Source organism: Streptomyces sp. NPDC056452 (assembly GCF_042796085.1).
GTDB lineage: Bacteria > Actinomycetota > Actinomycetes > Streptomycetales > Streptomycetaceae > Streptomyces.
Genome location: NZ_JBHTRI010000025.1, coordinates 39359 through 64279 on the forward strand (window position 1 = coordinate 39359; position 24921 = coordinate 64279).

General features: G+C 71.1%; 25 protein-coding genes. 10 read left to right on the plus strand and 15 right to left on the minus strand.

From position 1 onward, the window contains the following. Nucleotides 1–10 precede the first annotated feature (10 nt). Both ACFQ6X_RS23790 and ACFQ6X_RS23795 read right to left on the minus strand, forming a co-directional pair. A complete protein-coding gene (locus tag ACFQ6X_RS23790) occupies nt 11–682 on the minus strand; it encodes a methionine ABC transporter permease (RefSeq protein ID WP_383184370.1) in 672 nt (223 codons plus the stop codon). Next, a complete protein-coding gene (locus tag ACFQ6X_RS23795) occupies nt 679–1743 on the minus strand; it encodes a methionine ABC transporter ATP-binding protein (RefSeq protein ID WP_383184371.1) in 1065 nt (354 codons plus the stop codon). Before ACFQ6X_RS23795 ends, ACFQ6X_RS23790 begins: the two co-directional genes overlap by 4 nt. Nucleotides 1744–2355: 612 nt before the next feature. Between ACFQ6X_RS23795 and ACFQ6X_RS23800 the strand changes: the two genes are divergently transcribed. Both ACFQ6X_RS23800 and ACFQ6X_RS23805 read left to right on the plus strand, forming a co-directional pair. Beyond that, entirely contained in the window at nt 2356–2715 is a 360-nt protein-coding gene (locus ACFQ6X_RS23800) for a hypothetical protein (RefSeq protein ID WP_356415617.1), read from the plus strand. A 2-nt stretch (nt 2716–2717) separates the two neighbouring features. Continuing rightward, nucleotides 2718–3170 (plus strand): hypothetical protein, encoded by a 453-nt coding sequence (locus ACFQ6X_RS23805; RefSeq protein WP_383184372.1) that lies wholly within the window; start codon nt 2718–2720, stop codon nt 3168–3170. Between the two features lie 22 nt (nt 3171–3192). Here ACFQ6X_RS23805 and ACFQ6X_RS23810 read toward each other — a convergent pair whose 3' ends face one another. The 3 genes from ACFQ6X_RS23810 to ACFQ6X_RS23820 form a co-directional block, all read right to left on the minus strand. Next, on the minus strand, nt 3193–3696 hold the full coding sequence (locus ACFQ6X_RS23810) for a GNAT family N-acetyltransferase (RefSeq protein WP_351170721.1): 504 nt from the start codon (nt 3694–3696) through the stop codon (nt 3193–3195). 46 nt (nt 3697–3742) lie between these two features. Beyond that, the gene (locus ACFQ6X_RS23815) at nt 3743–4294 is read right to left on the minus strand and encodes a sigma-70 family RNA polymerase sigma factor (RefSeq protein WP_383184373.1); all 552 of its coding nucleotides are present in this window, start codon (nt 4292–4294) and stop codon (nt 3743–3745) included. A gap of 93 nt (nt 4295–4387) precedes the next feature. Beyond that, complete coding sequence (locus tag ACFQ6X_RS23820; RefSeq protein WP_383184374.1) at nt 4388–5557, minus strand: glycerophosphodiester phosphodiesterase; 1170 nt, start codon at nt 5555–5557, stop codon at nt 4388–4390. Between the two features lie 370 nt (nt 5558–5927). Between ACFQ6X_RS23820 and ACFQ6X_RS23825 the strand changes: the two genes are divergently transcribed. Further along, nucleotides 5928–6599, plus strand: coding sequence for a lysophospholipid acyltransferase family protein (locus tag ACFQ6X_RS23825; protein WP_329212861.1), 672 nt, complete (start codon nt 5928–5930; stop codon nt 6597–6599). A gap of 104 nt (nt 6600–6703) precedes the next feature. Here the strand turns inward: ACFQ6X_RS23825 and ACFQ6X_RS23830 are convergent, their stop codons facing one another. Together ACFQ6X_RS23830 and ACFQ6X_RS23835 are read right to left on the minus strand one after the other, a co-directional pair. Further along, nucleotides 6704–8257 carry an MFS transporter gene (locus ACFQ6X_RS23830; protein ID WP_383184375.1) on the minus strand — a complete coding sequence of 518 codons (1554 nt, stop codon included), beginning with the start codon at nt 8255–8257 and terminating at the stop codon, nt 6704–6706. Continuing rightward, nucleotides 8254–8805 carry a TetR/AcrR family transcriptional regulator gene (locus ACFQ6X_RS23835; RefSeq protein ID WP_383184376.1) on the minus strand — a complete coding sequence of 184 codons (552 nt, stop codon included), beginning with the start codon at nt 8803–8805 and terminating at the stop codon, nt 8254–8256. The genes ACFQ6X_RS23830 and ACFQ6X_RS23835 overlap by 4 nt, the downstream gene beginning before the upstream one ends. 651 nt (nt 8806–9456) lie before the next feature. On the opposite strand from ACFQ6X_RS23835, the gene helR reads away from it, so the two are divergent. Then, the gene (gene helR, locus ACFQ6X_RS23840) at nt 9457–11610 is read left to right on the plus strand and encodes an RNA polymerase recycling motor ATPase HelR (protein WP_383184377.1); all 2154 of its coding nucleotides are present in this window, start codon (nt 9457–9459) and stop codon (nt 11608–11610) included. 44 nt (nt 11611–11654) lie between these two features. Further along, nucleotides 11655–12155: a hypothetical protein gene (locus ACFQ6X_RS23845; RefSeq protein WP_383184378.1), complete on the plus strand. Its 501-nt coding sequence runs from the start codon at nt 11655–11657 to the stop codon at nt 12153–12155. 7 nt (nt 12156–12162) lie between these two features. Here the strand turns inward: ACFQ6X_RS23845 and ACFQ6X_RS23850 are convergent, their stop codons facing one another. Beyond that, nucleotides 12163–13134, minus strand: coding sequence for an aldo/keto reductase (locus tag ACFQ6X_RS23850; protein ID WP_383184379.1), 972 nt, complete (start codon nt 13132–13134; stop codon nt 12163–12165). A gap of 64 nt (nt 13135–13198) precedes the next feature. After that, the gene (gene argH, locus ACFQ6X_RS23855) at nt 13199–14632 is read right to left on the minus strand and encodes an argininosuccinate lyase (RefSeq protein ID WP_383184380.1); all 1434 of its coding nucleotides are present in this window, start codon (nt 14630–14632) and stop codon (nt 13199–13201) included. Nucleotides 14633–14874: 242 nt separating this feature from the next. Between argH and ACFQ6X_RS23860 the strand changes: the two genes are divergently transcribed. From ACFQ6X_RS23860 to ACFQ6X_RS23870, 3 genes are all read left to right on the plus strand, one after another. Further along, nucleotides 14875–16278 carry a HEAT repeat domain-containing protein gene (locus tag ACFQ6X_RS23860; protein WP_383184381.1) on the plus strand — a complete coding sequence of 468 codons (1404 nt, stop codon included), beginning with the start codon at nt 14875–14877 and terminating at the stop codon, nt 16276–16278. A gap of 44 nt (nt 16279–16322) precedes the next feature. Continuing rightward, a complete protein-coding gene (locus ACFQ6X_RS23865; RefSeq protein ID WP_383184382.1) occupies nt 16323–16922 on the plus strand; it encodes a pyridoxamine 5'-phosphate oxidase family protein in 600 nt (199 codons plus the stop codon). Nucleotides 16923–16986: 64 nt separating this feature from the next. Next, nucleotides 16987–17685, plus strand: coding sequence for a L,D-transpeptidase (locus ACFQ6X_RS23870; protein ID WP_383184383.1), 699 nt, complete (start codon nt 16987–16989; stop codon nt 17683–17685). An 11-nt stretch (nt 17686–17696) separates the two neighbouring features. Here the strand turns inward: ACFQ6X_RS23870 and ACFQ6X_RS23875 are convergent, their stop codons facing one another. The 5 genes from ACFQ6X_RS23875 to argC form a co-directional block, all read right to left on the minus strand. After that, nucleotides 17697–18233 (minus strand): arginine repressor, encoded by a 537-nt coding sequence (locus ACFQ6X_RS23875; protein ID WP_329212851.1) that lies wholly within the window; start codon nt 18231–18233, stop codon nt 17697–17699. 10 nt (nt 18234–18243) lie between these two features. After that, entirely contained in the window at nt 18244–19440 is a 1197-nt protein-coding gene (locus tag ACFQ6X_RS23880; RefSeq protein WP_383184384.1) for an acetylornithine transaminase, read from the minus strand. Then, a complete protein-coding gene (gene argB, locus ACFQ6X_RS23885) occupies nt 19437–20399 on the minus strand; it encodes an acetylglutamate kinase (protein WP_383184385.1) in 963 nt (320 codons plus the stop codon). The genes ACFQ6X_RS23880 and argB overlap by 4 nt, the downstream gene beginning before the upstream one ends. Continuing rightward, the gene (gene argJ, locus ACFQ6X_RS23890; RefSeq protein ID WP_383184386.1) at nt 20396–21550 is read right to left on the minus strand and encodes a bifunctional glutamate N-acetyltransferase/amino-acid acetyltransferase ArgJ; all 1155 of its coding nucleotides are present in this window, start codon (nt 21548–21550) and stop codon (nt 20396–20398) included. Before argJ ends, argB begins: the two co-directional genes overlap by 4 nt. Nucleotides 21551–21638: 88 nt before the next feature. Further along, nucleotides 21639–22667 carry an N-acetyl-gamma-glutamyl-phosphate reductase gene (gene argC / locus ACFQ6X_RS23895; RefSeq protein ID WP_383184387.1) on the minus strand — a complete coding sequence of 343 codons (1029 nt, stop codon included), beginning with the start codon at nt 22665–22667 and terminating at the stop codon, nt 21639–21641. 253 nt (nt 22668–22920) lie between these two features. Here argC and ACFQ6X_RS23900 point away from each other — a divergent pair, with 253 nt between their 5' ends. After that, on the plus strand, nt 22921–23565 hold the full coding sequence (locus ACFQ6X_RS23900; protein ID WP_383184388.1) for an SRPBCC family protein: 645 nt from the start codon (nt 22921–22923) through the stop codon (nt 23563–23565). Nucleotides 23566–23660: 95 nt separating this feature from the next. Here ACFQ6X_RS23900 and ACFQ6X_RS23905 read toward each other — a convergent pair whose 3' ends face one another. Beyond that, nucleotides 23661–24065: a DUF5997 family protein gene (locus tag ACFQ6X_RS23905; RefSeq protein ID WP_383184389.1), complete on the minus strand. Its 405-nt coding sequence runs from the start codon at nt 24063–24065 to the stop codon at nt 23661–23663. Nucleotides 24066–24123: 58 nt separating this feature from the next. Here ACFQ6X_RS23905 and ACFQ6X_RS23910 point away from each other — a divergent pair, with 58 nt between their 5' ends. Further along, nucleotides 24124–24879, plus strand: a complete 756-nt coding sequence (locus tag ACFQ6X_RS23910; RefSeq protein ID WP_383184390.1) for a LysR family transcriptional regulator substrate-binding protein — start codon at nt 24124–24126, stop codon at nt 24877–24879. Nucleotides 24880–24921: the final 42 nt, after the last annotated feature.

Below are 24921 nucleotides of genomic sequence, written 5' to 3' on the forward strand. Positions count from 1 at the left end.
GGAGGAGAAGTCAGGAGGTGGTGCGGCCGCGGCGGGCCAGCAGGCGTACGGCTCCGTCGCCGATCAGCTGGATCAGGGTCACGATGACGATCAGCAGCACGACGGTGATGAGCATGAACTGGTTGTCGAAGCGCTGGAATCCGTAGGTGACGGCCTTGGAGCCGAGCCCTTCGCCGCCGACCGCGCCGGCCATCGCGGAGTAGCCGATGAGCACGATGACGGTGGTGGTCACACCGGAGACGATCGAGGGCAGCGCCTGCGGAAGCAGGACCTTGCGGACGATCGTGGGGATGGATCCCCCCATCGACTGGACGGCCTCGACGAGCCCGTGGTCGACCTCGCGGATCGCCGTCTCGACGAGGCGCGCGAAGAACGGAATGGCGCCGACTGCGAGCGGCACGATCATCGCCGACGGGCCGATGAAGGTGCCGACGACCCAGGTGGTGAAGGGGATCAGGGCGATCAGCAGGATGATGAAGGGCAGCGAGCGGCCGATGTTCACGATCACGCCGATGACCTTGTTGACCACGGTGTTCTGGAGCAGCCCGCCCTTGTCGGTGAGGACCAGCAGAACGCCGAGCGGCAGTCCGCCGAGGACGGTGACGACAGCGGACCACAGCACCATGTAGAGGGTGTCGACGGTTCCCTGGGTGAGCAGTGGCTGCATTTCGGACCAGGTCACTTCGCCACCTCCTTGGTGAGCGGGGCGGGGGTCTGTGCGGGGATGGCGGTGGTGCTGCTGCTGTCCACGATCTCGGCCTGGAGGCCCTGCTCGCGCAGGAAGCCGATCGGGACGACGTTCTCCTCGAACCGGCCGGGCAGCTCGATGCGCATCCGGCCGATCTGCCGGCCGCCGACGGTGTCCATCGCGGCGCCCAGGATCGAGATGTCGACGTTGTACGTACGGGAGAGCTGCGAGATCAGCGGCCGGGCCGCGGCCTCGCCGTGGAAGGTGACGTCGACGACCGTGCGGTCGGGGCCGGAGGCCGTGCCGCCCACGGGGAAGAGCTCGTGGGCCAGCTCCGAACCGGGCGTGGCCAGCAGTGTGCCGACGGTGCCCGACTCGACGATGCGGCCCTTCCTCATCAGCGCGGCCGAGTCGCAGATCGTCTTGACGACGTCCATCTCGTGCGTGATGAGCAGGACGGTGAGGCCGAGCTCCTGGTTGAGGTCGCGCAGCAGCTGCAGGATGGAGCGGGTGGTCTCGGGGTCGAGGGCGGAGGTCGCCTCGTCGGAGAGCAGCACCTTCGGGTCGCCGGCCAGGGCGCGGGCGATGCCGACGCGCTGCTTCTGACCGCCGGAGAGCTGGCCCGGGTAGGCCTTCGCCTTGTCGGCGAGTCCGACGAGGTCGAGGAGCTCACGTGCCTTGCGGGTGCGTGCCTGGCCGGAGACACCGAGGATCTCCAGGGGCAGCTCGACGTTGCCGAGGACGGTGCGTGAGGCCAGCAGGTTGAAGTGCTGGAAGACCATGCCGATACGGCTGCGCGCCTCGCGCAGCTCCTTGCCGGCCCGCTTGCCGCGGCCCGCGAGGGCGGTGAGGTCCTGGCCGGCCACGGTCACCGTGCCGGCGGTGGGGCGTTCCAGCAGGTTGACGCATCGGATGAGGGAGGACTTTCCGGCGCCGCTCTGTCCGATGACGCCGTAGACCTCGCCTTCGCGGACATGGAGGTCCACGCCGTCCAGGGCGGTGACCTCACGGCCGCGTGACTGGTAGACCTTCGTGAGGCCCGAAGTGGTGATCACAGGGGGTTTCCGTCACTGTCGAGTGCACGGCGCGGTGTCCGCCGGGCACGGGGCATTCGTCTGAAGAGACTGTTCTCGGTGGTCTCGTGGTCGACCGGTGGGAGTCTCGGCACGGCCGGGCCCGTCGGTGGACGGCGGCGCGGCACATGCCCGGGCGGGCTCGATCCGTTGGCTACGGACGGCGCGGGCTCGGTCTCGCTTCGGGGCGCGAGGCTCAGGCGGGGGCCCTCAGAAGGCGCGCATTCGACACATACAACGAGCACCGGGCGCGGTGATCGCCTCGGTCGCAGGGATGCGGGAGCTCGTCGTGGTCATGGGCCCCAGTAAAACAGACGTGACGTTCCGGAAGATCCAGCTGTCCGGATAGCGGACAGTCGTGGATGGTCGCTCCGCGACACCCGCCCTCCGGCCCCATTCCTCTTGAGCACCGCTCTGACCTGCGGTGATACGGGGTGCGGCAGGCCACGTCCACCGCACCCGGCCCGCCCTGACCGGGCGCCTGCTGTGGTCAAGGCCACGATGTCCGGACACCTGGGCGGCCCGGACGCCGGTGCCCGCCCGGGGGCCGGGCCCGCACGCGGCGGGTCCCGGGGTCCGTAATACCCTCAATGCATGCTTGACGCCCTGACGGTCGCGGTCGCCGTGACCGCGCTCGCCCTCGCCGCCTGGTGCGGTTACGCCGCCTACCGGGACCAGCCCACGAAGGACTGGCACTTCATCGGGATGGCCGTCGTCTCCGTGCTGGCGCTGGCCCAGCTGCTGGTGGGGATCGTGCAGATGGCCCGGGGTGAGCGGCCCGACCAGGGCATGACGATCTTCATCGCCTATCTGATCGGCGCCTTCGCGGCCGTGCCCGCGGCGGGCTTCCTGTCGCTGAGCGAGCGGACCCGCTGGGGTTCGGTGACGGTGGCGGCCGGCGCGGTCGTACTGGCCGTGCTCGAAGTGCGGCTCTACGACATCTGGGGAAACTGACCGTGACCGACACCGACCGCACCGGCGACCCCGGCGTTTCCCCCGCACCCGCGGGCCCGAAGCCGCAGTTCGAGCTCGGCACCGGACCCGGGCGCGTACTGGTCTGGTTCTACGGGGTGTTCACCGTGGCCGCCGCGTCCCGCTCCATCGTCGAGATGATCCTTGACTTCGACAAGGCGCCGCTGGCCTACGTACTGTCCGCCGTCGCCGCACTCGTATACGGCTTCATCACCTACTCGCTGGTGCGGGGCGGCGAGAAGGCGCGCAGGGCGGCGCTGGTGTGCTGCGCCGCCGAGCTCGCGGGGGTGCTGGTCGTCGGCACCTGGACCCTGCTGGAGCCGTCCGCGTTCCCCGATGCCACGGTGTGGTCGGACTTCGGCATGGGCTACCTGTTCATCCCGGTGATCCTGCCGGTCACCGGGATGATCTGGCTGCGCCGCGCGCGGAACGCGTGACTCTCAGGCCTGCCGCGGTCCTTCAGGCACTGGCCACGTAGGCCGGTGCGGCAGCGTCCTTCTCCAGCAGGATCAGACGGACGCCGTCCTCGCCGGTGGCGTTGCCCACCCTGGAGTAGCCGGCCTTGCTGTAGAGCCGCAGGTTCGCCTCGCTGCGCTCTCCGGTGTGCAGCCGGAAGCGCCTGGCCGAACGCCCGTCGGCCAGGCCCGATTCCGCGGCACGCAGCAGACGTGCGCCGAGGCCGTGTCCCTGGAGCCGGGGGTGGACGCAGAGTTTGCCGATGAGGCCGGTGCTGTCCCCGTCGGTGAAGCCACGTACCGAACCGACGACTTCCTCACCGAGCCGGGCCACGAACACCAGGTCCGTGGCGACTTCGCCGCGTACCGATTCGAGGGTCTGGATGAGTGGGTCGATCCGGTAGTTGCCGTAGAGCTCCGCCTCGCTCTGGAAGCAGAGGTACTGAAGCTTGAAAATCTGCTCGACGTCCTGTGCTGTCGCCGCCGAGATGGTCACGCTCATGCCCATGTGTGCATGCCTCCCGCTCACCTGGTCCGCCGGTTGTCTACCGCTCCTATCCCCGCACTTCAGGAGCTACAACCTCCGCCGCGAGCATTCTGCGCAGACATCCAAGGCATCGGGAACGGATCGGGCCCAAGCTCCCCTGTGACATACCCAACTCCCCTGCGATTTCCCGGTAGGTCGGATCGTGGGGAGCGAGCATCGCCGCCAGCAGCCGGGGACACCGGCCGGGCAGCCGGTCCACTGCCGCACGCAGCACCCGGCGTTCGTCCGCCCCCAGGGCGAGGCGCTCCGGGCAGCCGCTCCAGTCCCCCGGGGGTTCGCCCGCGGTGTACGCGCGCTCGCGCCGGGCTCTGCGGCGTGCGCGGCGCACCTCCGCCCGTACGGCGGTGCGGACCCAGCGGGCGGGATCCGCGGGTGCACCCTGTCCTGCCGGCCGCTCCAGCAGCCGCAGCCACACGGCCTGTTCCAGGTCCGCCGGATCGACCTCGGCGGCCGGTGCCTCGGCCGTCGCCTCCGCACGCACCAGCGGGAGCAGGGCCCGGACGACAGCGGCCGGGGTGAGCGGGCCGCGGGCCGCGGGAGCTTGATCGAGAAGCGTCATGCCACGTCAACGCCCCCCGTCCACAGCCGGTTGCCGTGCACGGGGAGCTCCACCCGACCGGGGCATCCCGGCCGGGCCGCTGACGGCGGTGGCTCAGTGGCCGGCGGTGTCCCCGGCGAAGTCGGCCGCCGCGAGCAGCGCGGTGTCCGGGTTGTCCGAGAAGACCCCGTCGATGCCGGCCGCGAAGTAGGTGCGGAAGGCGCCGAAGGCGTCGCCGTACGCGTTCGGGTCCGTGCCGCGCCGGAAGTCCGCGGGCAGGAAGGAGTTCTCGTTGCGCATCGTGTACGGGTGCAGGATCAGGCCGCGCGCGTGCGCGTCCCGGACCAGGGTGGTCGGTGTGGTGAGCCGGCCCGCCGAGTCCTTGGGGATGACCAGGTCCAGCGTCGGGCCTATGCCCTGCGCGAAGGACGCGATCCACGTCAGCCCGGCGGGCTTCACGAGGTCGGCGACGGTGCGCGGGTCGCCCGACTCGACGAAGTCCCAGGGCCGCTCCTTCGGTCCGGACAGCAGGACGACGCGCGGCGTGGCGACGAGCTTCGACAGCCGCTGCACGGAGGTCGGCTCGAAGGACTGCAGGATCAGCGGGGAGTTCGCGCGGTGCCGGTTGTGGCGGCGCAGCAGCCGGGCCAGCGGCTCCTCCAGACCGAGCCCGAGGCCCCGGAAGTACGAGGGGTGCTTGGTCTCGACGTAGAGCCAGACGGGCTTGTCGCGCCTGCGTCCTTCCTGGTCGGCCCAGCGCAGGACCTCCTCGAAGGTGGGGATCTCCCAGCGGCCGTCGTAGAGGGTGTTCTCCTGGCGGTTGCCGGGGATCCGCTCCTTGGCGCGCAGCGTCTTCAGTTCGGCGAGGGTGAAGTCCTCGGTGAACCAGCCGGTGAGGGAGACTCCGTCGACCGTCTTGGTGGTCCTGCGGCCCGCGAACTCGGGGTGGTCCGCGACGTCCGTCGTGCCGGTGATGTCGTTCTCGTGGCGGCAGACGAGATGGCCGTCCTTGGTCGGCACCAGGTCCTGCTCGACGATGTGCGCGCCCATGTCCAGGGCCAGCTGGTAGGAGCCGAGGGTGTGCTCGGGCCGGTAGCCGCTGGCGCCGCGGTGGCCGATGACGGTCGGCACGGGCAGGTCCCGGTAGGAGCCGTGGCCGCCGCCCTGTCCGGACCGGCCGTGCCCGGCCGCGTTCGCCGTACCGACCGGTCCGAGGGCCGCCGCACCGAGGACGGCCGCTCCCAGCAGGGTCCGCCGGCCGGGACTCTGCGCACGCTCTGTCATGAGTACTCCTCGCATGTGATGTCCGGCACCTGTCGAGCCGGGGTCTTCCGTGTGGATCAGGCCGGATCGGGTCGGGGTCAGGTGCCGTGGATCGCGGGGCGGAGGAGCTGCCCGACGACGGGGAGACGGAGTAACGGTGCACGCGAGCCCGGCCCCATCCGTACGAGAGGCTCGAGTGGCTTGATCGTAGGCAGCTACGCCATCGGTGGGGCGGCACGTGGACGAACATGGCGGAAACACACGTCAACACTGCGTATCCACTCGGTGAACCCGATGTGCGATTCGGGGGTACCCGCGAGTATCGTCCTCACCTGCACAGACCCTTAAAATTCCCGACCCGGCCGGCCCGGCCACTACACCGGAGGATGCGTTGTCCCGACTCACGGTCATCAAGGCAGTGCTCGGACCGATCCTGCGCCTGATGTTCCGCCCCCAGGTGGAAGGCGCCAAGAACATTCCGGGGACCGGGCCGGTGATTCTCGCGGGCAACCATCTGACGTTCATCGACTCGATGATCATGCCGATCTGCTGCGACCGGCCGGTGTTCTACATCGGCAAGGACGAGTACGTCACCGGCAAGGGCCTCAAGGGCCGGCTGATGGCCTGGTTCTTCACGGGCTGCGGAATGATCCCGGTGGACCGGGACGGGGGCCGGGGAGGCGTCGCCGCCCTGATGACGGGCCGCCGGGTGCTGGACGGGGGCAACGCCTTCGCCATCTACCCCGAGGGCACCCGCTCCCCCGACGGCCGGCTCTACCGGGGCCGTACGGGCATCGCGAGGCTGACGCTGATGACGGGTGCGCCGGTGGTGCCGTTCGCGATGATCGGCACGGACAAGCTGCAGCCGGGCGGCGCCGGGCTGCCCCGTCCGGGCAAGGTGACGGTCCGGTTCGGTGAGCCGATGGAGTTCTCGCGCTACGAGGGCATGGACCGCGACCGCTACGTGCTGCGGGCGGTGACGGACTCGGTGATGGCCGAGGTGATGCGGCTGTCCGGCCAGGAGTACGTCGACATGTACGCAACGAAGGCCAAGGCCGCCTGATCCGGCCGCGTCCGGCGTGAAAGGGCCCGTACCCCCGGATGGCGGGGTACGGGCCCTTTCGTGTGCCCGCCGCTCGGGTGGACCTTTGGCCGGCGCGAAAGGCCCTACGGCCGGTCGTCCGGCACGATGCCTTCCTCCAGCTTCTGGCCGCGCAGCAGGTACCACGCGGATACGGCGGTCGCCAGGAGCACCGCGGCGCCGACGCCCGCGGCGACCCTCAGCCCGTTGACGAACGCCTCCTGCGCGGCCCAGACCAGTGCCTCCGCCTGCTGCGCGGGGAGTGCCTCGGCCGATTCCACGGCGCCGCCGAGTGATTCGTGGGCCGCCGCGGAGGTGGCCGCCGGGACTCCCTCCGGGGTGGCGAAGCCCTGGTAGACGCTGGTGACGATGGAGCCGAGCAGCGCGATGCCGAGGGCCGCGCCGAGCTCGTACGCCGTCTCGGAGACGGCGGACGCGGAGCCGGCATGCTCATGGGGGACGCTGGAGAGGATGACGTCGGCGGTGACGGTGAAGGAGAATCCGGCGCCGACGCCGACCACCAGGAGCAGAGCTCCGAGCAGCGGATACGCGGTCTCCTTGTGGATGAGGGTGACGACCGCGAGCGACAGCCCGATCGCCCCCAGCCCGCCCGCGACGACGGACCGGACCGAGAAGCGCCGGGCAGCCCTGCCCGCCAGCAGCCCGGCGGTCACCGCGCCGATCGCCGCGGGCAGTTCTGCGAGCCCGGCCTCCAGCGGGCTGCGCCCCTGGACCAGCTGCAGGAACTGGGAGAGGAAGAAGACCAGGCCGGACAGGCCGAGGATGGTCAGCAGGTCGGCGAGGACCGCCCCCGAGAAGCCCCGGTGGTGGAAGAGCCGCATGTCCAGCAGGGGTGCGGGGAGCCGGAACTGCCGCCGTACGAACCAGACGAGCGAGAGCACACCGACCACGGCTGAGAGAGCGACGGCCCAGCTGATGCCGTGCGCCGCCAGGTCCTTGATGGCGTACACGACGCCGACCATGCCGATGAGGGAGAGCCCCACGCTGGGCAGGTCCCACGGCCCCGGCGCCGGGTCCTTCGACTCCGGGATCATCTTGATGCCCACGACCACGAGGACCGCCATGACCGGCAGGTTGATCAGGAAGACCGAGCCCCACCAGAAGTGCTCGAGGAGGACACCGCCGATGACGGGGCCGACCGCCGCGCCCGCGGAGGCCATGGCACCCCAGATGCCGATGGCGAAGCTTCGCTCGCGCGGATCGTGGAAGAGGTTCCGGATCAGGGCGAGCGTGGACGGCATCAGGGTGGCTCCCGCGACACCGAGCAGCGCCCGGGCCAGGATCATCATCTCGGCGCTGTTCGCATACGCGTTGAGCACGGAGACCGCGCCGAAGGCGGTGGCCCCGGTCAGCAGCAGCTTCTTGCGGCCGATGCGGTCGCCGAGGCTGCCCATGGAGACCAGGAGTCCGGCGATGACGAAGGAGTAGACGTCGCCGATCCAGAGCAGCTGGGTCGCCGTCGGTTCGAGGTCCTCACTGAGGAACGGGGTCGCGAGGCCGAGGACGGTGGCGTCGACGGCCACCAGCAGGACGGCGAGGACGAGGACCGCCAGGGCGATCCACCGCCCCGGGTGGTACGGGTCGCCCGAGATGCCGGGGCGGTGCTCGCTGCTGGTCATTTCTCCACGCTCCGGCGTGCTCCGCCGAGCAGCAACTCGACGATCATGTACTGGAAGTCCTGTCCGGCGACCCGGCCGGCCTGTACGGCCCACGCGCCGGTGCCGACGAGCCCGTACAGGGCCTCGGTCAGCCAGGCCGGTGTGAGGTCGATCCTGAATTCGCCACGCTCCTGGCCGCGGCGGAAGAAGGCGGAGACCCGGGCGTCGAGCCGGTTCCACCCCTCGTTCACCTGGTCGCCCTCGAAGAGCTGGTTCTCGTTGACGAGGAAGGACAGCAGCCCGGCAGCGGGCTCGACGGCCGCGACGAGGCGTCGCAGTCCTTCCTCGGCGGTTCCCTCGTCGAGTTCGGCGGCGTCCAGTGCGGCCTCGAATTCCTGGATACCCAGGTTCTCCAACGCCCTGACCAGCGCATCCCGTCCGGCGAAGTGGCGGTGCAGGGTGGCACGGCCGATGCCCGCGGCTTTGGCGACCTCGTCCATGGTGGCGGTCGATCTACGGGTCAGCAGTGCGGCGGCACTGCGCAGCACCTGCTCACGGTCGAGAGTCATGAGACGACACTAGCCCACATGAGACAAGAATGTCTCATTCCGAGAGCTGGGTGCGTCGCAACCCACGGCCGTGCCGCGCATCCTGAGGGAATTCTCGAAACCGTCGCCGCATCCGTAGGCTAACGGGGGACCCTCCTGGGCCGACGGTACCGGCGCACGCGGCGCACCGCGGATTCGCGAGGAGGGGGTCCGTCCGGAGCGGACGGCAGAGGGAAAAGAGGAGTACCCACTCCTTTCCACTCTCAACATATAGCGCACGGGGGGCCTTGCGGCAAGGCCCCCCTCATGCCCCAGAATCATCAGCCGAAGCCACTACCTGCGGAAATGAGGGAGCCACGACGTGCGCGTGCTGTCATCTGCGTACGGATGGCGCGGGGGTGCCGAACCGCTGGTGGCACCCAGGCCGCCGGGGCGGCCGCACTGGGCCGGACGGGTGGCCGCCGATGGGCCGCCGAGTTCCGCGTGAGCCACGCGGGATCCTCGCCCCGGAACCCCGGAACCCCGGAACCCCGGAAGCCCGGAAGCCCGGAACACGAGACCGCAACACCCCTGGTGGCCGTTGCCCGCCACGGTCACCAGAATTCTTCACACCGGTCCAGACACCTTGCTGCGCGCAATGGTTGCAAGCGACCTCAGATCGGAGCCAACGCCGTGAACCCGCTGACCACCAGCGCCTTTGACCTTCCCGACCGCCTCTCCAACAAGGCCGACCCGGCACTGATCGCCGGTGACGAGCAGCACTTCGCGGCCATCGCGGAGTGCCTCGAGCAGTCGATCGGCGAACTGTCCGACCGCCTCGCCGCCGAGCTCAGGACCCCCGGCGGGGTGGGCCGGCAGGCCATGGACAGGGACTCCGAGATCCACCGGCTGACCGCCCGTCTGCGCACACTGCGTCGCTTCGGCATGGACCTGTGCCTCGGGCACATGGTCGGTGCGGACACCTCCGAGCCGGTGTACGTCGGACGCCTGGGCCTGACGGACAGCTCGGGCCGCCGGCTGCTGCTCGACTGGCGCTCACCCGCTGCCGAGCCGTTCTTCGGGGCCACCCACGGCAACCCCATGGGTCTGGCGAGCCGCCGCAGGTACCGCTGGACACGGGGCCGCATCAACGACTACTGGGACGAGGTGTTCACCCCGGACGGCTTCGCCGGGCACGCCGCGCTCGACGACCAGTCCGCCTTCATCGCCAGTCTGGGCAGCAACCGGTCGCCGCGGATGCGGGATGTGCTCGGCACCATCCAGGCGGACCAGGACGCCATCATCCGCGCGGGATCACGTGGCGCTCTCGTCGTCGACGGCGGTCCGGGTACGGGGAAGACCGTCGTCGCGCTGCACCGCTCCGCCTACCTCCTCTACTCCGACCCCCGCCTCGGTCACCGCCGGGGCGGCGTCCTGTTCGTCGGTCCGCACCAGCCCTACCTCGGCTACGTCGCCGACGTCCTGCCCAGCCTCGGGGAGGAGGGCGTGCAGACCTGCACCCTGCGGGACCTCGTCACCGAGGGAGCCGCGGCAGGCGTGGAGAGCGACCCGGAGGTGGCCCGCCTGAAGTCGTCGGCGAACCTCGTGAAGGCGGTGGAGGCGGCCGTCAGCTTCTACGAGGAGCCGCCGACCGAGGGGATGATCGTCACGACCCAGTGGTCCGACATCCGGCTGAGCGCCGCCGACTGGGCCGTGGCGTTCGAAGCGGCAGGACCCGGCGCGCCGCACAACGAGGCGCGCGACCAGGTCTGGGAGGAACTGCTCACGATCCTGATGGACAAGTACGAGGGCGAAGGCTCGGAGTACCTGCTGCGCAGGTCGCTGCTGAGGAACAGGGAACTGCTCACGGCCTTCGACCGGGCGTGGCCGCTGCTCGAAGCGGCCGACCTCGTCGGAGACCTGTGGTCGGTACCCGCCTACCTGCGCAAGTGCGCTCCCTGGCTCGGCCCCGACGACATCAAGCGGCTGCAGCGCAGGGACGCCCAGGCCTGGACCGTGTCCGACCTGCCGATCCTGGACGCGGCGCGGCAGCGGGTCGGGGACCCCGAGGCGGCGCGGCGCAGGCGTCGGAACGAGGCCGCCGTCGCCGACGAACGCGAGCGCAGGGCCGAGTCCATCACCAGCATGCTCCAGAACATGGTGATCGACGAGAGCGAGGGCGCGCTGGGGATGCTGCACGGCCGGGACCTGCAGGACTCCCTGATCGACGAGAGCGCGCTGCCGGGCACCGAACCGGATCTGCTCGCCGGCCCGTTCGCCCACGTCGTCGTGGACGAGGCCCAGGAACTGACCGACGCGGAGTGGCAGATGCTGCTGCTCCGGTGCCCGTCCCGCAGCTTCACCATCGTCGGGGACCGCGCCCAGGCCAGGCACGGGTTCACGGAGTCGTGGCAGGAACGGCTCGAGCGGGTGGGGATCGACCGGATCAACCTGGCCTCGCTGAGCATCAACTACCGGACGCCGGAGGAGATCATGGCGGAGGCCGAGCCGGTCATCCGGGCCGTGCTCCCGGACGCCAACGTTCCGGCCTCCATCCGCAGCAGCAACGTTCCCGTCGTGCACGGTTCCGTTGCGGAGCTGGGCCCGGTCCTGGACGCCTGGCTCGCCGAGCATGCCGACGGGATCGCCTGTGTCATCGGCGATCCGGCGTTCCGCTCGACGTCGCGCGTCCGGTCGCTGACCCCGGAGCTGTCGAAGGGGCTCGAGTTCGACCTGGTCGTCCTCGTCGACCCGGAGGAGTTCGGCGAGGGCGTCGAAGGGGCGGTCGACCGCTATGTCGCGATGACCAGGGCGACCCAGCAGCTCGTCATCCTCACGAGCTCCTGAAGCCTTCCACCCTGTCCGGCGGTGACAGCGGGCACCATGAGGCGATGAAGCCGCTGCTGCTGATCGACATCGACGGCCCGCTCAATCCGTACATGGCGCTGTCCCGCCGCAGGACGCCGGAGGGCTACCGGCGGCACAGCATGCGGCCGACGGGGTGGACGGCGGGGCCGGCGCTGCCGGTCCTGCTCAACCCGGAGCACGGCGACGAACTGCTGGCCCTCACCGACCGGTACGAACTCGTCTGGGCGACCACCTGGAAGGGCGAGGCCAACGAGTGGATCGGTCCGCACCTCGGGCTGCCCCCGCTGCCGTACATCGACTGGCCCGCGATGCACGGCGCCACCGCGGACGGGACGTACTGGAAGACGCCGTACGTCGTCGAGTACGCGGCCGGGAGGCCGTTCGCCTGGGTCGACGACGAGATCACGGACCTCGACAAGGGCTGGGTGGCGGGGCACCACCCGGGGCGGGCGCTGCTGCGTCCGGTCGACCCCCGGGTGGGGCTGGTGCGGGCGGACTTCGACGCACTCGCCGCCTGGGTGTGAGGCCGGCTCAGCTCCAGGGCAGCGAGGAGCGGTGCCTCCAGTACGCCTCCGGCTCCTCCACCAGCGCGTCCAGCCGGTCCAGCCGCTCCGTGTCCAGGTCGAGGAGCGGTGCGTGCAGATTGCCGGCGAGCTGGGTGACGGTGGCCGCTCCCGACAGGACGACGCCCGCCCACGGCCGGTGGAGCACGAAGGCCAGGGCGGCGGCGTCCGCCCCCAGTTCGGCTTCGGCGGCGATCTCCTGGACGACGGCGGGGGCTTCGGTCCCGGCGAGCCTGCCGTTGGCCATGGCCTCCTTGACGATGACGGTGAGCCCGGCGTCGTGCGCCTCGGAGAGTGCCTGCCCCGCCGAGGTCTCCAGCGCGTTGTACGTGGCCTGGACGGTACGGAAGAGGGGCTCGCCGTCCACCGTGACGGAAAGGGCGGCCCGGATGGCGTCGGCCTGGGCGGGGCCGCTGGTGGAGAGACCGACGGTGGTGCCCTCCGCGGCCAGCGCGGCCAGGCGCGCATGCAGGTCCTTGTCGCTCAGTGCCGGGCTGTCGGCGGTCACCGAGTGGATCTGGTAGAGGTCGAGCCGTTCGCCGAGCAGTCCGGCCGTTTCGGCGCGCTGGCGTTCGAACGTGGCGAGGCTGTGGTCCTTGACCTCGTGCGCCTCGGCGTCGACGCGCCAGTCGGCGGTGTAGGTGTAGCCCCACTTGCTGCCGATGACCACGTCCGTCACCTCGGGCCGGGCGGTCAGCCAGTCGGCGAGGAACTCCTCGGACCGGCCGTAGGAGCGGGCCGCGTCGAAATACCGGACGCCCTGCGCGTAGGCGGCGTCCAGGAGTTCGTGGGTGCGGGAGCGCAGCGCGTCCGCGCTGCGGTCGGCAGGGAGGTCCCGGTCGCGGTGCAGATTGATGTAACCGGGCCTGCCGACGGCGGCCAGGCCCAGCCCGATGTGGGCGGTCGGGGTGGTCGCTCGGTTCAGGCGGGCGAAGGGCATCGCGGACTCCTCCTGGTCGGTTTCATGTACCTGCCCGACCAACGTAGCCCGCGATGCCGCCGGATCAGCCGCGCGCGGTCGCCCAGGCGTGCTGCGTCGCCAGATCGGCCTTCACCTCGGCGAGCTGGACGGCGACGGCCAGCGGGGCGGTGCCGCCGCGGCCGTTGCGGGAGGCGAGCGCGCCGGGCACGTTGAGTACCGTGCGCACCTCGGGGGTGAGGTGCTCGGAGATCTTGGCGAACTGCTCGTCCGTCAGTTCGTCGAGCTCGATGCCCTGTTGCTCGCACACCTTGACGCACTCGCCGGCGACCTCGTGCGCGACCCGGAACGGGACGCCCTGCTTGACCAGCCACTCGGCGATGTCCGTGGCGAGCGAGAAGCCGGCCGGGGCCAGCTCCTCCATGCGCTCACGGTTGACGGTGAGCGTGGCCATCATTCCGGTGAAGGCGGGGAGCAGGACCTCCAGCTGGTCGCAGGAGTCGAAGACGGGCTCCTTGTCCTCCTGCAGGTCGCGGTTGTACGCGAGCGGGAGGGCCTTGAGGGTCGCCATCAGGCCGGTCAGATTGCCGATGAGGCGGCCGGACTTGCCGCGGGCCAGCTCGGCGATGTCCGGGTTCTTCTTCTGCGGCATGATCGAGGACCCGGTGGAGAAGGCGTCGTGGAGGGTGACGAAGGAGAACTCCTTCGTGTTCCAGATGATGATCTCCTCCGCGATCCGGGAGAGGTTGATGCCGATCATCGCGGTGATGAACGCGAACTCCGCGACGAAGTCCCGGGACGCGGTGCCGTCGATGGAGTTGGCGACGGATCCGTGCTCGAAGCCGAGGTCGGCGGCGACCGCCTCCGGGTCGAGCCCGAGGGACGAACCGGCCAGCGCGCCCGAGCCGTACGGGGAGACGGCGGTCCGCTCGTCCCACTGCCGCAGCCGCTCGGCGTCCCGGATGAGGGGCTGCACATGGGCCAGGATGTGATGGGCGAACAGGACGGGCTGGGCGTGCTGCAGGTGCGTACGGCCGGGCATGGCCACGTCGGAGTGGGCCACGGCCAGCCCGACGAGCGCGTCCTGGAGTTCGGCGATCAGGCCGCCGATGATCCTGGCGTGGTCGCGCAGGTACATCCGGAAGAGCGTGGCGACCTGGTCGTTGCGTGACCGGCCGGCCCGCAGCTTGCCGCCGAGGTCCGGGCCGAGACGTTCCAGGAGACCGCGCTCCAGCGCCGTGTGGACGTCCTCGTCGGCGATGGTGCCGGTGAACGAGCCGTCGGCGACGGCGGCTTCGAGCGAGTCGAGGCCGGCGATCATGCGGTCGAGCTCGTCCTCGGTGAGCAGGCCGGCCTTGTTGAGCACACGCGCGTGGGCGCGGGAGCCGGCGATGTCGTACGGGGCGAGCCGCCAGTCGAAGTGGACGGAGGCGGACAGCTTGGCCAGCGCCTCGGCGGGTCCGTCGGCGAAACGGCCGCCCCAGAGGCGTACGTCGCTGTTGCCGGTGCCGTTGCTCACTGCGTGCTCCTCGGGAGTGCAAGGGTGGGATGTGCGACCGCCTCCCCGCACGCGTACGGAGGGGAGGCGGTGGGTGACGCGGGATCGGACGAGGTCGCACGTGGCCGCGATCTTCGGGGAAGGACCGAAGATCTCGATGAAGCCCTGCGCGGTGCGGTCACTGGTAGGTATAACTATGCAGTCCTCCGTATGGTTTGTCAAAGCTGCTGGTGGGAGGCGCGTGCGATCCCTAGGCTGGACCCATGCGGAACGTGATCCCCCTGTCCCCCACGTTGTACCTCTCCCCGCAGGACCGCCTCTTGGTGGGCAAGCCCCTGGCCGCGGCGCTGGACACCGCCGATCCGGAGGCGTGGGTCGACCTCGACCGGCGGATACGTTCGGAGACCGCGCGGCGGAGCGGGGTCCTGCCGCTGGTGTCCCTGCTCCGGGAACGTCATACGGGCGGACGCGGATCGGTGGACTGGGCGACCGCACCCCACTGGGACGAGGAGGCGAAGGACGTCACCTGGTCGCAGTTCCCGCCCCGCGAAGCGGAGACCGCGATCGCCCTCTGCCACGACCGCCGGCAGGTCCGCGAGGCCGCGTTGGCGTTCACCCCCGGCCGGCCCGCCCTCCTGCCCCTGTTGCTGACGCGCTGCGCCGACCGTGACACACGCGTACGGGAGCGGGCCCGCCGGATGATGCGTGCGGCCCTGCAGGAGCCGGGGGCCGAGCCCTCGGAACTGGTGTCCCTGGCCCTGCGCCTGGCCCTGCTCCCGCACGGCGGATGGGCCCTGGACCGGGTCCTTGCAGCCGCGGGACCCCTGCCCGGGCTGCCGGGCCTGCTCTGCGCGAGCCATGCGCCGGAGGTCCGGATCTTCGGGACGCGACTGGCCCTGGAACGGGATCTGCTCACGCCCGCCGGACTGACGGAGCTCACGCTCACCGCCCCGGACCGGCTCGTCCGCCACGGGTGCACCGGCGAGCTGCTGGCCAAGGTCGCCGCAGGTGATCCGGAGCGGCTCCTGGACCCCTTGCTCACGGCTTCCTCGGCCGTGACGCGGTCCTCCGCGGTGATGGCCCTGCACCGGGCGGACCGTGGAGCGGAGGCCGCGTCCCGCCTGACCGACAAGTCGGCGCGCGTGCGTTCCGCCGCCCGTCTGGTCCTGCGCCTGGAGGGCCAGGACTCGCGGGAGCTCTACCACCGGATGTGCTCCGACCCCGCCGCACCGGGCCTGCCGCCAGGAGCCCTGTTCGGCCTGGCCGAGTCCGGAGCGCCCGACGCGGTGGCCCTGCTGCGGCCGCTGACGGCCCATCCGGAGGGCCGGGTGCGCGCCGCGGCACTCGCCGCCCTGCGCATGCTGGACGCGGTCTCCCCCGACGAGCTGATGGCCGCCATGGACGACCCGCATCCGCCGGTGGTGCGCACCGCCCGAAAGGCACTGGTCCCCTACGTCCTGCTCGTCCCGGAGGAGTGGCTGGCCGCCCTGGTCGACCCCGGCCGACCCCAGCACGTGCGGCGGTCCGCTCTCCGGCTGCTCTGCGCCCACGGCCTCGCTCTGCGCAAACGCGTGCTGGCCGCGCTGGAGGACGACGAGGACCCCGAGGTCGCCCACGAGGCGCAGCGTGCCCGCTACGAGCCGCCGCCCGCCGGTTCCGGCAGGTGAGAAACCCTACGGGCAGAGGCGTTCGGCGACGGATACTTCACTCCATGGGAAAAACGTACGAACGTATCGACGGACGGCTGCGGACCTTCATCGAGGAGCAGCACATCTTCTTCACCGCCACCTCCCCTCTGGACGCCGACGGGACGGTGAACCTCTCCCCCAAGGGCGTCAGCGGTTCGTTCGCCGTCGTCGACGAACGGACCGTGGCCTACCTCGACTTCGCGGGGAGCACCGCCGAGACCGTCGCCCACCTGCGCGAGAACGGACGCATCACGCTGATGTGGTGTGCCTTCCAGGGGCCGCCGAACATCGTCCGGGTGCACGGCCGGGGCGAACCGGTCTTTCGTGACGATCCACGGTTCCCGGCCCTGCTCGGCCACTTCCCCTCGGTCGACCCGGCTTCGCACGGGCTGCGCGCGATCATCGTGGTGACGGCCGAACTGATCCGGGACAGCTGCGGATACGGGGTGCCCTTCATGGCGTACGACGAGGACCGCTCCCTGCACGCCGACCGCTTCCGGCGCGAGGACGACGCCAGCCTGAGCGCGTACTTCGGGAAGAAGGAGCACATCGCGACCAGCATCGACGGGCTGCCGGGGCTTCCCCTGCCGCTGCCCGCCCTGCCGGCGCCGCCCGCGGGGTGAGGCACTGGGCCGTACGGAGCAGGCGCGGTGGGGCCGTGCCGCCGCGGGCCGTACGGTCCGGAACATGCGCAGACCCCTGGTGACCGTGTCGGTTCTGCTGGCGCTGGCGTCCCTCGCGGCGCGGCCGGCGGAACCACCGCCCCTTCCGGAACGGCTGGCCGACACGGGCGGCGGCAGCCAGTTGATCACCGCCGAGGCCCCCGGCACGGACTCCACGACGGGCACGGTGACGTGGTGGGACCGGCGGTCGGGGACATGGGTCCGTGCGGGTTCCGCGCCTGCCCGCTTCGGTGCGAACGGACTGGCCGAGGGTGCCGCGCGTACGCAGGGCACGAACACCACGCCCACCGGTCTGTACGACCTGCCGTACGCCTTCGGCGTCGCCGCCGCCCCGGACGGGACCCGCTTCCCCTACCGCCGGGTGGGCGAGCGCTCGTGGTGGTGCCAGGACAACGCGTCGCGGGCGTACAACCGCTGGGTGGAACCGCTGCCCGCGGACTGCCGGGCGGAGGAGGCCGAGCATCTGGTGACGTACGGGACCCAGTACGCGCGTGCGCTCGTCATCGGCTTCAACTACCACCGGCCCGTACGGGGCCGGGGTGCCGGGATCTTCCTCCACGTCAACGGCAGGGGCGCGACAGCCGGTTGTGTCTCCGTACCGGCCGCCGACATGGACCGGATCCTGGCCTGGGCCGACCCGGCCCGGCGTCCGCACATCGCGGTCGGGACCGAGTCCGGCCCGACCGCGATCACGCGCTACTGACGGGCGGCCGCTCAGCGCTCGTTCTGGGCGAGCCTCAGCAGGTGGTCGGCCAGTGCCTGGCCGCCGTTCGGGTCACGGCTGATCAGCATCAGCGTGTCGTCACCCGCGATCGTGCCGAGGATCGCCTGGAGCTCGGCCTGGTCGATGGCCGAGGCGAGGAACTGGGCGGCGCCCGGCGGCGTACGCAGCACCACGAGGTTGGCCGAGGCCTCCGCCGAGATGAGCAGCTCGGAGGAGAGCCTGCGCATCCGCTCCTCCTTCGCGGACCCGCCGAGCGGTGCCTGCGGGGTACGGAAGCCGCCCTCGCTGGGCACCGCGTAGATCAGCTCGCCGCCGGTGTTGCGGATCTTCACCGCGCCGAGCTCGTCCAGGTCCCGGGAGAGCGTCGCCTGGGTGACGCTCAGCCCGTCGTCGGCCAGCAGCCTGGCCAGCTGGCTCTGTGAGCGCACCGGCTGCCGGTTCAGGATGTCCACGATCCGCCGGTGGCGGGCGGTGCGGGTCTGTGGCACCGACGGCCCGCCGTGCTCGGATTCCTGCGCCTCGGTCATCGTCGTCGCCTCATTCTCCGGATCGTCCGTCCCCGTGGGCCGCGTCAAGAGCTCCGGGCAGAATCCGCAGGAACGCGTCCACCTCGGTGTCGCCGATGATCAGTGGCGGCATGAGCCGTACGACATCGGGGGCCGGAGCGTTCACCAGGAGTCCGGCGTCCTGGGCCGCCTTCTGCACCTGCGCTGCGAGGGGCCCGGTGAGCACGATGCCCAGCAGCAGGCCGGAACCGCGGACGTGGGAGACCAACGGGTGGCCGAGCCCCTCGACACCGTCCCTGATCTTCTCACCGAGTCGCTTCACCTCGTCCAGGGCGCCGTCGGCGGCGAGGGTGTCGAGGACGGCGAGACCGGCGGCGCAGGCGACCGGGTTGCCGCCGAACGTCGTGCCGTGCTGGCCGGGCTTCAGCAGGTCGGCCGCCGCGCCGAACGCGACGGTCGCGCCGATCGGCAGTCCCCCGCCGAGGCCCTTGGCGAGCGTGACGAGGTCGGGCTCGACGCCCTGGTGGGCCTGGTGCTCGAACCAGTGCCCGCAGCGCCCGATCCCGGTCTGCACCTCGTCCAGGACGAGCAGGGTGCCGGTGGCCCGGGTGATCTCCCTGGCTGCTTCCAGGTAGCCCTTGGGCGGTACGACGACACCGTTCTCGCCCTGGATGGGTTCGATGATCAGCAGGGCGGTGTCGGTCGTCACCGCGGCCCGGAGCGCCTCCACGTCGCCGTACGGCACGTGGGTGACGTCGCCGGGCAGCGGCACGAAGGGCTCGCGCTTCTTGGGCTGGCCGGTCAGGGCGAGCGCGCCCATGGTCCGGCCGTGGAAGCCGCCGTCGGTCGCGACCATGTGGCTGCGCCCGGTGAGCCGGCCGATCTTGAAGGCGGCCTCGTTGGCCTCGGCCCCGGAATTGGAGAAGTAGACCTTGCCCGTCCGGCCGAAGAGCTGCAGCAGGCGCTCCGCGAGCGCGATGGGCGGTTCTGCGATGAAGAGGTTGGAGACGTGGCCGAGCGAGGCGACCTGGGCGGAGACGGCTTCGACGACGGCCGGGTGCGCGTGGCCGAGGGCGTTCACCGCGATGCCGCCGACGAAGTCGAGGTACTCGGTGCCGTCGGCGTCCCACACACGGGCGCCCGCGCCGCGGACCAGGGACAGCTGCGGGGTTCCGTAGTTGTCCATCAGCGCCCCCTGCCAGCGCTGCGAGAACTGCTCGTTGGTCATGACTCCCCCTGCGCGTGCGGCTGCGTCTCGGTGTGTACGTCGGTCTGTGCGTCGGCTTCTGTGCCGGCCTGTGCGTCGGGCACGACCATCGTGCCGATTCCCTCGTCGGTGAAGATCTCCAGCAGGATCGAGTGCTGGACCCGGCCGTCGATGACGCGGGCGGTCTCGACGCCGTTGCGTACGGCGTGCAGGCAGCCCTGCATCTTGGGCACCATGCCGCTGGAGAGATCGGGCAGCAGCTTCTCCAGCTCGGTGGCGGTGAGCCGGCTGATCACGTCGTCGCTGTTGGGCCAGTCCTCGTAGAGGCCCTCGACGTCGGTGAGGACCATCAGCGTCTCGGCGTTGAGCGCGGCCGCGAGAGCCGCGGCGGCGGTGTCGGCGTTGACGTTGTAGACGTGGTTGTCCTCGGCGGAGCGCGCGATGGAGGAGATGACCGGGATCCGGCCGTCGTCCAGCAGTGCCTGGATGGCTCCGGTGTCTATGGCGGTGATCTCGCCGACCCTGCCGATGTCGACGGCCTCGCCGTCGATCATCGGGCGGTGCTGGGTGGCGGTGATGGTGTGGGCGTCCTCGCCGGTCATGCCGACGGCGAGCGGGCCGTGCTGGTTGAGCAGCCCGACGAGCTCACGCTGGACCTGGCCCGCCAGCACCATGCGTACGACGTCCATGGCCTCGGGCGTGGTGACGCGGAGGCCGGCCTTGAACTCGCTGACCAGGCCCTGCTTGTCGAGCTGGGCGCTGATCTGCGGACCGCCGCCGTGCACGACGACGGGCTTGAGACCGGCGTGCCGCAGGAAGACGACGTCCTGGGCGAACGCGGCCTTCAGCTCCTCGTCGATCATGGCGTTGCCGCCGAACTTGATGACGACGGTCTTTCCGTTGTGCCGGGTCAGCCAGGGCAGCGCCTCGATGAGGATCTGCGCCTTCGGCAGCGCCGTGTGCTTCCTCGCGGCACTCATGAGCTGTACGCGCTGTTCTCGTGGACGTACTCGGCGGTGAGGTCGTTGGCCCAGATGACGGCCGTCTCGGTGCCGGCCGCCAGGTCGGCGGTGATCTTGACTTCCCGGTAGCGCATGTCGACGAGGTCGCGGTCCTCGCCGACAGAGCCGCCCTTGCAGACCCACACGTCGTTGATGGCGACGTTCAGCTGGTCGGGGTCGAAGGCCGCCTTCGTGGTGCCGATGGCGGACAGGACACGGCCCCAGTTGGGGTCCTCCCCGTGGATGGCGCACTTGAGGAGGTTGTTACGGGCGATGCTGCGGCCCACCTCGACGGCGTCGTCCTCGGTCGCGGCGTTGACGACCTCGATCCGGATGTCCTTGGAAGCGCCCTCCGCGTCACCGATCAGCTGGCGCGCGAGGTCGGCGCAGACGGTCTGGACTGCGGCCGCGAACTCGGCCTGCCCGGGAGCGATTCCGCTCGCGCCCGAGGCGAGCAGCAGCACGGTGTCGTTGGTCGACATGCAGCCGTCGGAGTCGACCCGGTCGAAGGTGGTCCGGGTCGCGTCGCGCAGCGCGGAGTCGAGGCCCGCGGCGTCGACGTCGGCGTCGGTGGTCAGGACGACCAGCATCGTGGCGAGGCCGGGGGCGAGCATGCCGGCGCCCTTGGCCATACCGCCGACGGTCCAGCCCGCGCCGTCCGCGACCGCGGTCTTGTGCACGGTGTCGGTCGTCTTGATGGCGATGGCGGCCTTCTCGCCACCGTGCTCGCTCAGGGCCGCTGCGGCCTTCTCGATGCCGGGCAGCAGCTTGTCCATGGGGAGCAGCAGGCCGATCAGTCCGGTCGACGCGACCGCGATCTCGCCCGCGCTGTGACCGGTGAGGACCTCGGCGGCCTTCTCGGCGGTCGCGTGGGTGTCCTGGAAGCCCTGGGGGCCCGTACAGGCGTTGGCACCACCGGAGTTGAGGACGACGGCGGTCACTTCGCCGCCCTTGAGCACCTGCTCCGACCAGAGGACGGGTGCGGCCCTGACGCGGTTGGAGGTGAAGACGCCCGCGGCGGCGCGGCGGGGCCCGTTGTTGACCACGAGGGCCAGGTCCGGTCCGCCGCTCTCCTTGATTCCGGCGGCGATGCCCGCCGCCGTGAATCCCTTGGCTGCCGTGACGCTCACTGCATCTCCTCGTTCGCTTCTCCGCCCGCGCTGCGCGGCGGCGCGGTCTTCGTCGTCTCCCGCAGCCCGGCGGCTGCGCGTGCGCCGCTCACGGTGCGACTCCGATGGTGGACAGACCTGTGTCCTCGGGCAGCCCGAGCGCGATGTTCATGCTCTGCAGGGCTCCCGCCGCGGTGCCCTTGGCGAGGTTGTCGATGGCGCTGATCACGATGATCCGGCCGGCTGCCTCGTCGTACGCGACCTGGATCTGGACGGCGTTGGATCCGTACACGGCCGCGGTGGCGGGCCACTGGCCCTCGGGCAGCAGGTCGACGAACGGCTCGTCCGCGAAGGCCTTCTCGTACGCGGCGCGGAGTGACTCCGCGCTCACGCCCGGCTTCGCCTTCGCGCTGCACGTGGCGAGGATGCCGCGGGGCATGGGCGCGAGGGTCGGCGTGAAGGACACGGTGACCGGCTCACCGGCTGCGGCGCTGAGGTTCTGGATCATCTCGGGCGTGTGCCGGTGGATGCCGCCGACGCCGTACGGGGACATGTTGCCCATGACCTCGGAGCCCAGGAGGTGCGGCTTGGCGGCCTTCCCGGCCCCCGAGGTGCCGGAGGCGGCGACGACGACGGCCTCCGGTTCGGCGAGCTGGGCCGTGTACGCCGGGAAGAGGGCGAGGGAGACCGCGGTCGGGTAGCAGCCGGGCACCGCGATGCGCTTGGACCCCTCCAGCGCGCTGCGGGCTCCGGGCAGCTCGGGCAGGCCGTACGGCCAGGTGCCCGCGTGCGGGGAGTCGTAGAATTTCTCCCAGTCGGCGGCGGACTTCAGCCGGAAGTCGGCACCCATGTCGACGACGAGCACCTCGTCGCCGAGCTGCTCGGCGACGGCGGCCGACTGGCCGTGCGGCAGGGCCAGGAAGACGACCTCGTGCCCGGCGAGCACCTCGGCCGTGGTCGGCTGGAGCACCCGGTCGGCCAGCGGCCTCAGGTGCGGCTGCAGGGCGCCGAGCTTCTGTCCGGCGTTGGAGTGGCCGGTGAGGGCGCCGATCTCGACCTGTGGATGGGTGAGGAGCAGGCGGAGCAGTTCCCCGCCGGCATATCCGCTCGCCCCTGCCACTGCCGCACGTACCACCATCGAAATGCCTCCTAGTCGATGGCATGACTATACGCAGGCCTGCACTTTTATGCAAAGACTTGAGCGTCGCTTTGCACGTGCGCGAGCGGCACGGTGTCCGTCGTGCACGCCTTCGACGTTCGCGGGAACCCTGTCCCGCGCCGGATACTGGATCCACTCGCATCCGGCGAGCAGATCTCCGGTCCCGGTCGGCAGTGTCTCAGCATCTGCGGGAGAAGGCGCGAGCGCGGACCGGCAGAGGAAGTGAGCGGACATGAGCGGCATCGTCGACGAGATCAACCGGGTGCACCGCGAGGTCGGCACGCGGCAGGCCGGGGCGCAGGAGGCCGGCACGGTACTGCTGCGGCGCACCTATGAGGCGGCGGCCTCGGACGTGTGGGACGCGGTGACCTCGCCCGAACGGATCGCGCGCTGGTTCCTGCCGGTGAGCGGGGAGTTCGTGCTCGGCGGCCGCTATCAGCTGGAGGGGAACGCCGGCGGCGAGATCCTCGAGTGCGTCCCGCCGGAGCGCCTGCGGGTGTCCTGGCTGTTCGGGCCGGAGCCGGGGTTCAGCGAGGTCGAGGTACGGCTGACGCCGGAGGGCGACGGCCGGACGGTGTTCGAGCTGGAGCACGTGGCCGTGGTGCCCGAGGAGTTCCGGGCACAGTTCGGGCCGGGAGCGGTCGGGATCGGCTGGGACCTGACGCTTCTGGGCCTCGCCACGCACCTCGCAGGCGGCGACATCACCCCGGAGGAGGCCGCCGCCTGGCAGTCCACGCCCGAGGCGAAGGCGGTCATGGCGCGCTCCGGCCACGAGTGGGGCGCCGCGTACGCCGCGTCGGGCGCGGACCCGCAGGTCGTGGCGGCCACGACGACGGCGACGATCGCGGCCTACACCGGGGCGCAGAGCGGGGAGTAGGACGGGCCCTCAGGGTCCGGAGTCCTCACGACCGCTCCAGGTCCGGAAGGTCCGGAAGATCTGGAAAGTACGGCGCCCGTCAGGCCCCGCACGCGTCAGGAACGCGCGTCGCCGGACTGCTCGGGCCGCGCCGCGTTCTTCTCCTTGATACGGACCGCTTCCTTGCGGACCTCGGCCTGGGTGGCGCGCTCCTTCTGCAGCCACTCGGGGCTCTCGTTCTTGAGCGCGTCGATCTGCTCGGTCGTGAGCGGCTCGGTGACTCCGCCCCGCGCGAGGCCGGCGATGGAGATGCCCAGCTTCGACGCGACCACGGGCCGGGGGTGCGGACCGTTGCGCCGCAGCTCCTGCAGCCACTCGGGCGGATCGGCCTGGAGTGCGTTCAGCTCGCTGCGCGAGACGACGCCCTCCTGGAACTCGGCGGGGGTGGCTTCGAGGTACACACCCAGCTTCTTCGCCGCGGTGGCGGGCTTCATTGTCTGGGTGGTCTGGTGCGACGTCATGGTGTCCAGGGTATCGAGCATGTGCGCCGCCTCCGACCACGGCCGGTAACCTGGCGGAGTGACAGGCTCGGAAACCCCCTCTTCGTTCCGGCTCGCCTACGTCCCGGGCGTGACCCCGACCAAATGGGTGCGGATCTGGAACGAGCGGCTGCCCGGCGTCCCGCTGACCCTTGTGGGCGTACCCGCGGCCGAGGCGGCCGGTGTGCTGCGCGGCGGCGACGCCGACGCCGGTTTCGTACGCCTCCCGGTCGACCGTACGGATCTCAGCGCGATCCCCCTCTATACCGAGACGACCGTGGTCGTGGTCCCCAAGGACCATCTCGTGGCGGCCGTCGACGAGGTGTCGGCCGCGGATCTCGCGGACGAGATCGTGCTGCACCCCCTCGACGACACCCTGGAGTGGGAGCGTCCGCCGGGCCGGCCGGCGCTGGAGCGCCCCGCGACGACGGAGGACGCCGTCGAGCTGGTGGCGGCAGGGGTGGGGCTGCTCGTCGTCCCGCAGTCGCTGGCCCGTCTGCACCACCGCAAGGACCTCACCTACCGGCCGCTCTCGGACGTTCCCGAGTCGCGCATCGCCCTGGCCTGGCCGGAGGAGAAGACCACCGACCTGGTGGAGGAGTTCATCGGGATCGTCCGCGGGCGGACCGTGAACAGCACCCGGGGCCGCCCCCCGACACCCCCGCAGCCGAAGGCCAAGCGCCCGGAGAAGAAGGGCGGCGCACCGCGCAAGCCCGCAGCCGGCAAGGCGACGGGCAAGAACCCCCGGGGCGCGTCCGGCGGCGGCAAGCGCGGCAAGCCCCGGCGTCGCCCGTAGCGGACATCGGGAGGGGCACCCCCTACTCGTAGTACTCCAGAG

What these genes read in the sequence shown, in the direction of transcription:
- ACFQ6X_RS23875 (WP_329212851.1), bottom strand. Translation starts at nt 18,233, where the DNA reads ATGACCGAGGCGCAGGAATCCGAGCACGGCGGGCCGTCGGTGCCACAG.
- ACFQ6X_RS23865 (WP_383184382.1), top strand. Translation starts at nt 16,323, where the DNA reads ATGGGAAAAACGTACGAACGTATCGACGGACGGCTGCGGACCTTCATC.
- ACFQ6X_RS23820 (WP_383184374.1), bottom strand. Translation starts at nt 5,557, where the DNA reads ATGACAGAGCGTGCGCAGAGTCCCGGCCGGCGGACCCTGCTGGGAGCG.
- ACFQ6X_RS23815 (WP_383184373.1), bottom strand. Translation starts at nt 4,294, where the DNA reads ATGACGCTTCTCGATCAAGCTCCCGCGGCCCGCGGCCCGCTCACCCCG.
- argC (WP_383184387.1), bottom strand. Translation starts at nt 22,667, where the DNA reads ATGGTGGTACGTGCGGCAGTGGCAGGGGCGAGCGGATATGCCGGCGGG.
- ACFQ6X_RS23800 (WP_356415617.1), top strand. Translation starts at nt 2,356, where the DNA reads ATGCTTGACGCCCTGACGGTCGCGGTCGCCGTGACCGCGCTCGCCCTC.
- ACFQ6X_RS23845 (WP_383184378.1), top strand. Translation starts at nt 11,655, where the DNA reads ATGAAGCCGCTGCTGCTGATCGACATCGACGGCCCGCTCAATCCGTAC.
- ACFQ6X_RS23900 (WP_383184388.1), top strand. Translation starts at nt 22,921, where the DNA reads ATGAGCGGCATCGTCGACGAGATCAACCGGGTGCACCGCGAGGTCGGC.
- ACFQ6X_RS23870 (WP_383184383.1), top strand. Translation starts at nt 16,987, where the DNA reads ATGCGCAGACCCCTGGTGACCGTGTCGGTTCTGCTGGCGCTGGCGTCC.
- ACFQ6X_RS23810 (WP_351170721.1), bottom strand. Translation starts at nt 3,696, where the DNA reads ATGGGCATGAGCGTGACCATCTCGGCGGCGACAGCACAGGACGTCGAG.
- ACFQ6X_RS23850 (WP_383184379.1), bottom strand. Translation starts at nt 13,134, where the DNA reads ATGCCCTTCGCCCGCCTGAACCGAGCGACCACCCCGACCGCCCACATC.
- ACFQ6X_RS23905 (WP_383184389.1), bottom strand. Translation starts at nt 24,065, where the DNA reads ATGACGTCGCACCAGACCACCCAGACAATGAAGCCCGCCACCGCGGCG.
- argB (WP_383184385.1), bottom strand. Translation starts at nt 20,399, where the DNA reads ATGAGTGCCGCGAGGAAGCACACGGCGCTGCCGAAGGCGCAGATCCTC.
- ACFQ6X_RS23835 (WP_383184376.1), bottom strand. Translation starts at nt 8,805, where the DNA reads ATGACTCTCGACCGTGAGCAGGTGCTGCGCAGTGCCGCCGCACTGCTG.
- ACFQ6X_RS23880 (WP_383184384.1), bottom strand. Translation starts at nt 19,440, where the DNA reads ATGACCAACGAGCAGTTCTCGCAGCGCTGGCAGGGGGCGCTGATGGAC.
- ACFQ6X_RS23830 (WP_383184375.1), bottom strand. Translation starts at nt 8,257, where the DNA reads ATGACCAGCAGCGAGCACCGCCCCGGCATCTCGGGCGACCCGTACCAC.
- ACFQ6X_RS23860 (WP_383184381.1), top strand. Translation starts at nt 14,875, where the DNA reads ATGCGGAACGTGATCCCCCTGTCCCCCACGTTGTACCTCTCCCCGCAG.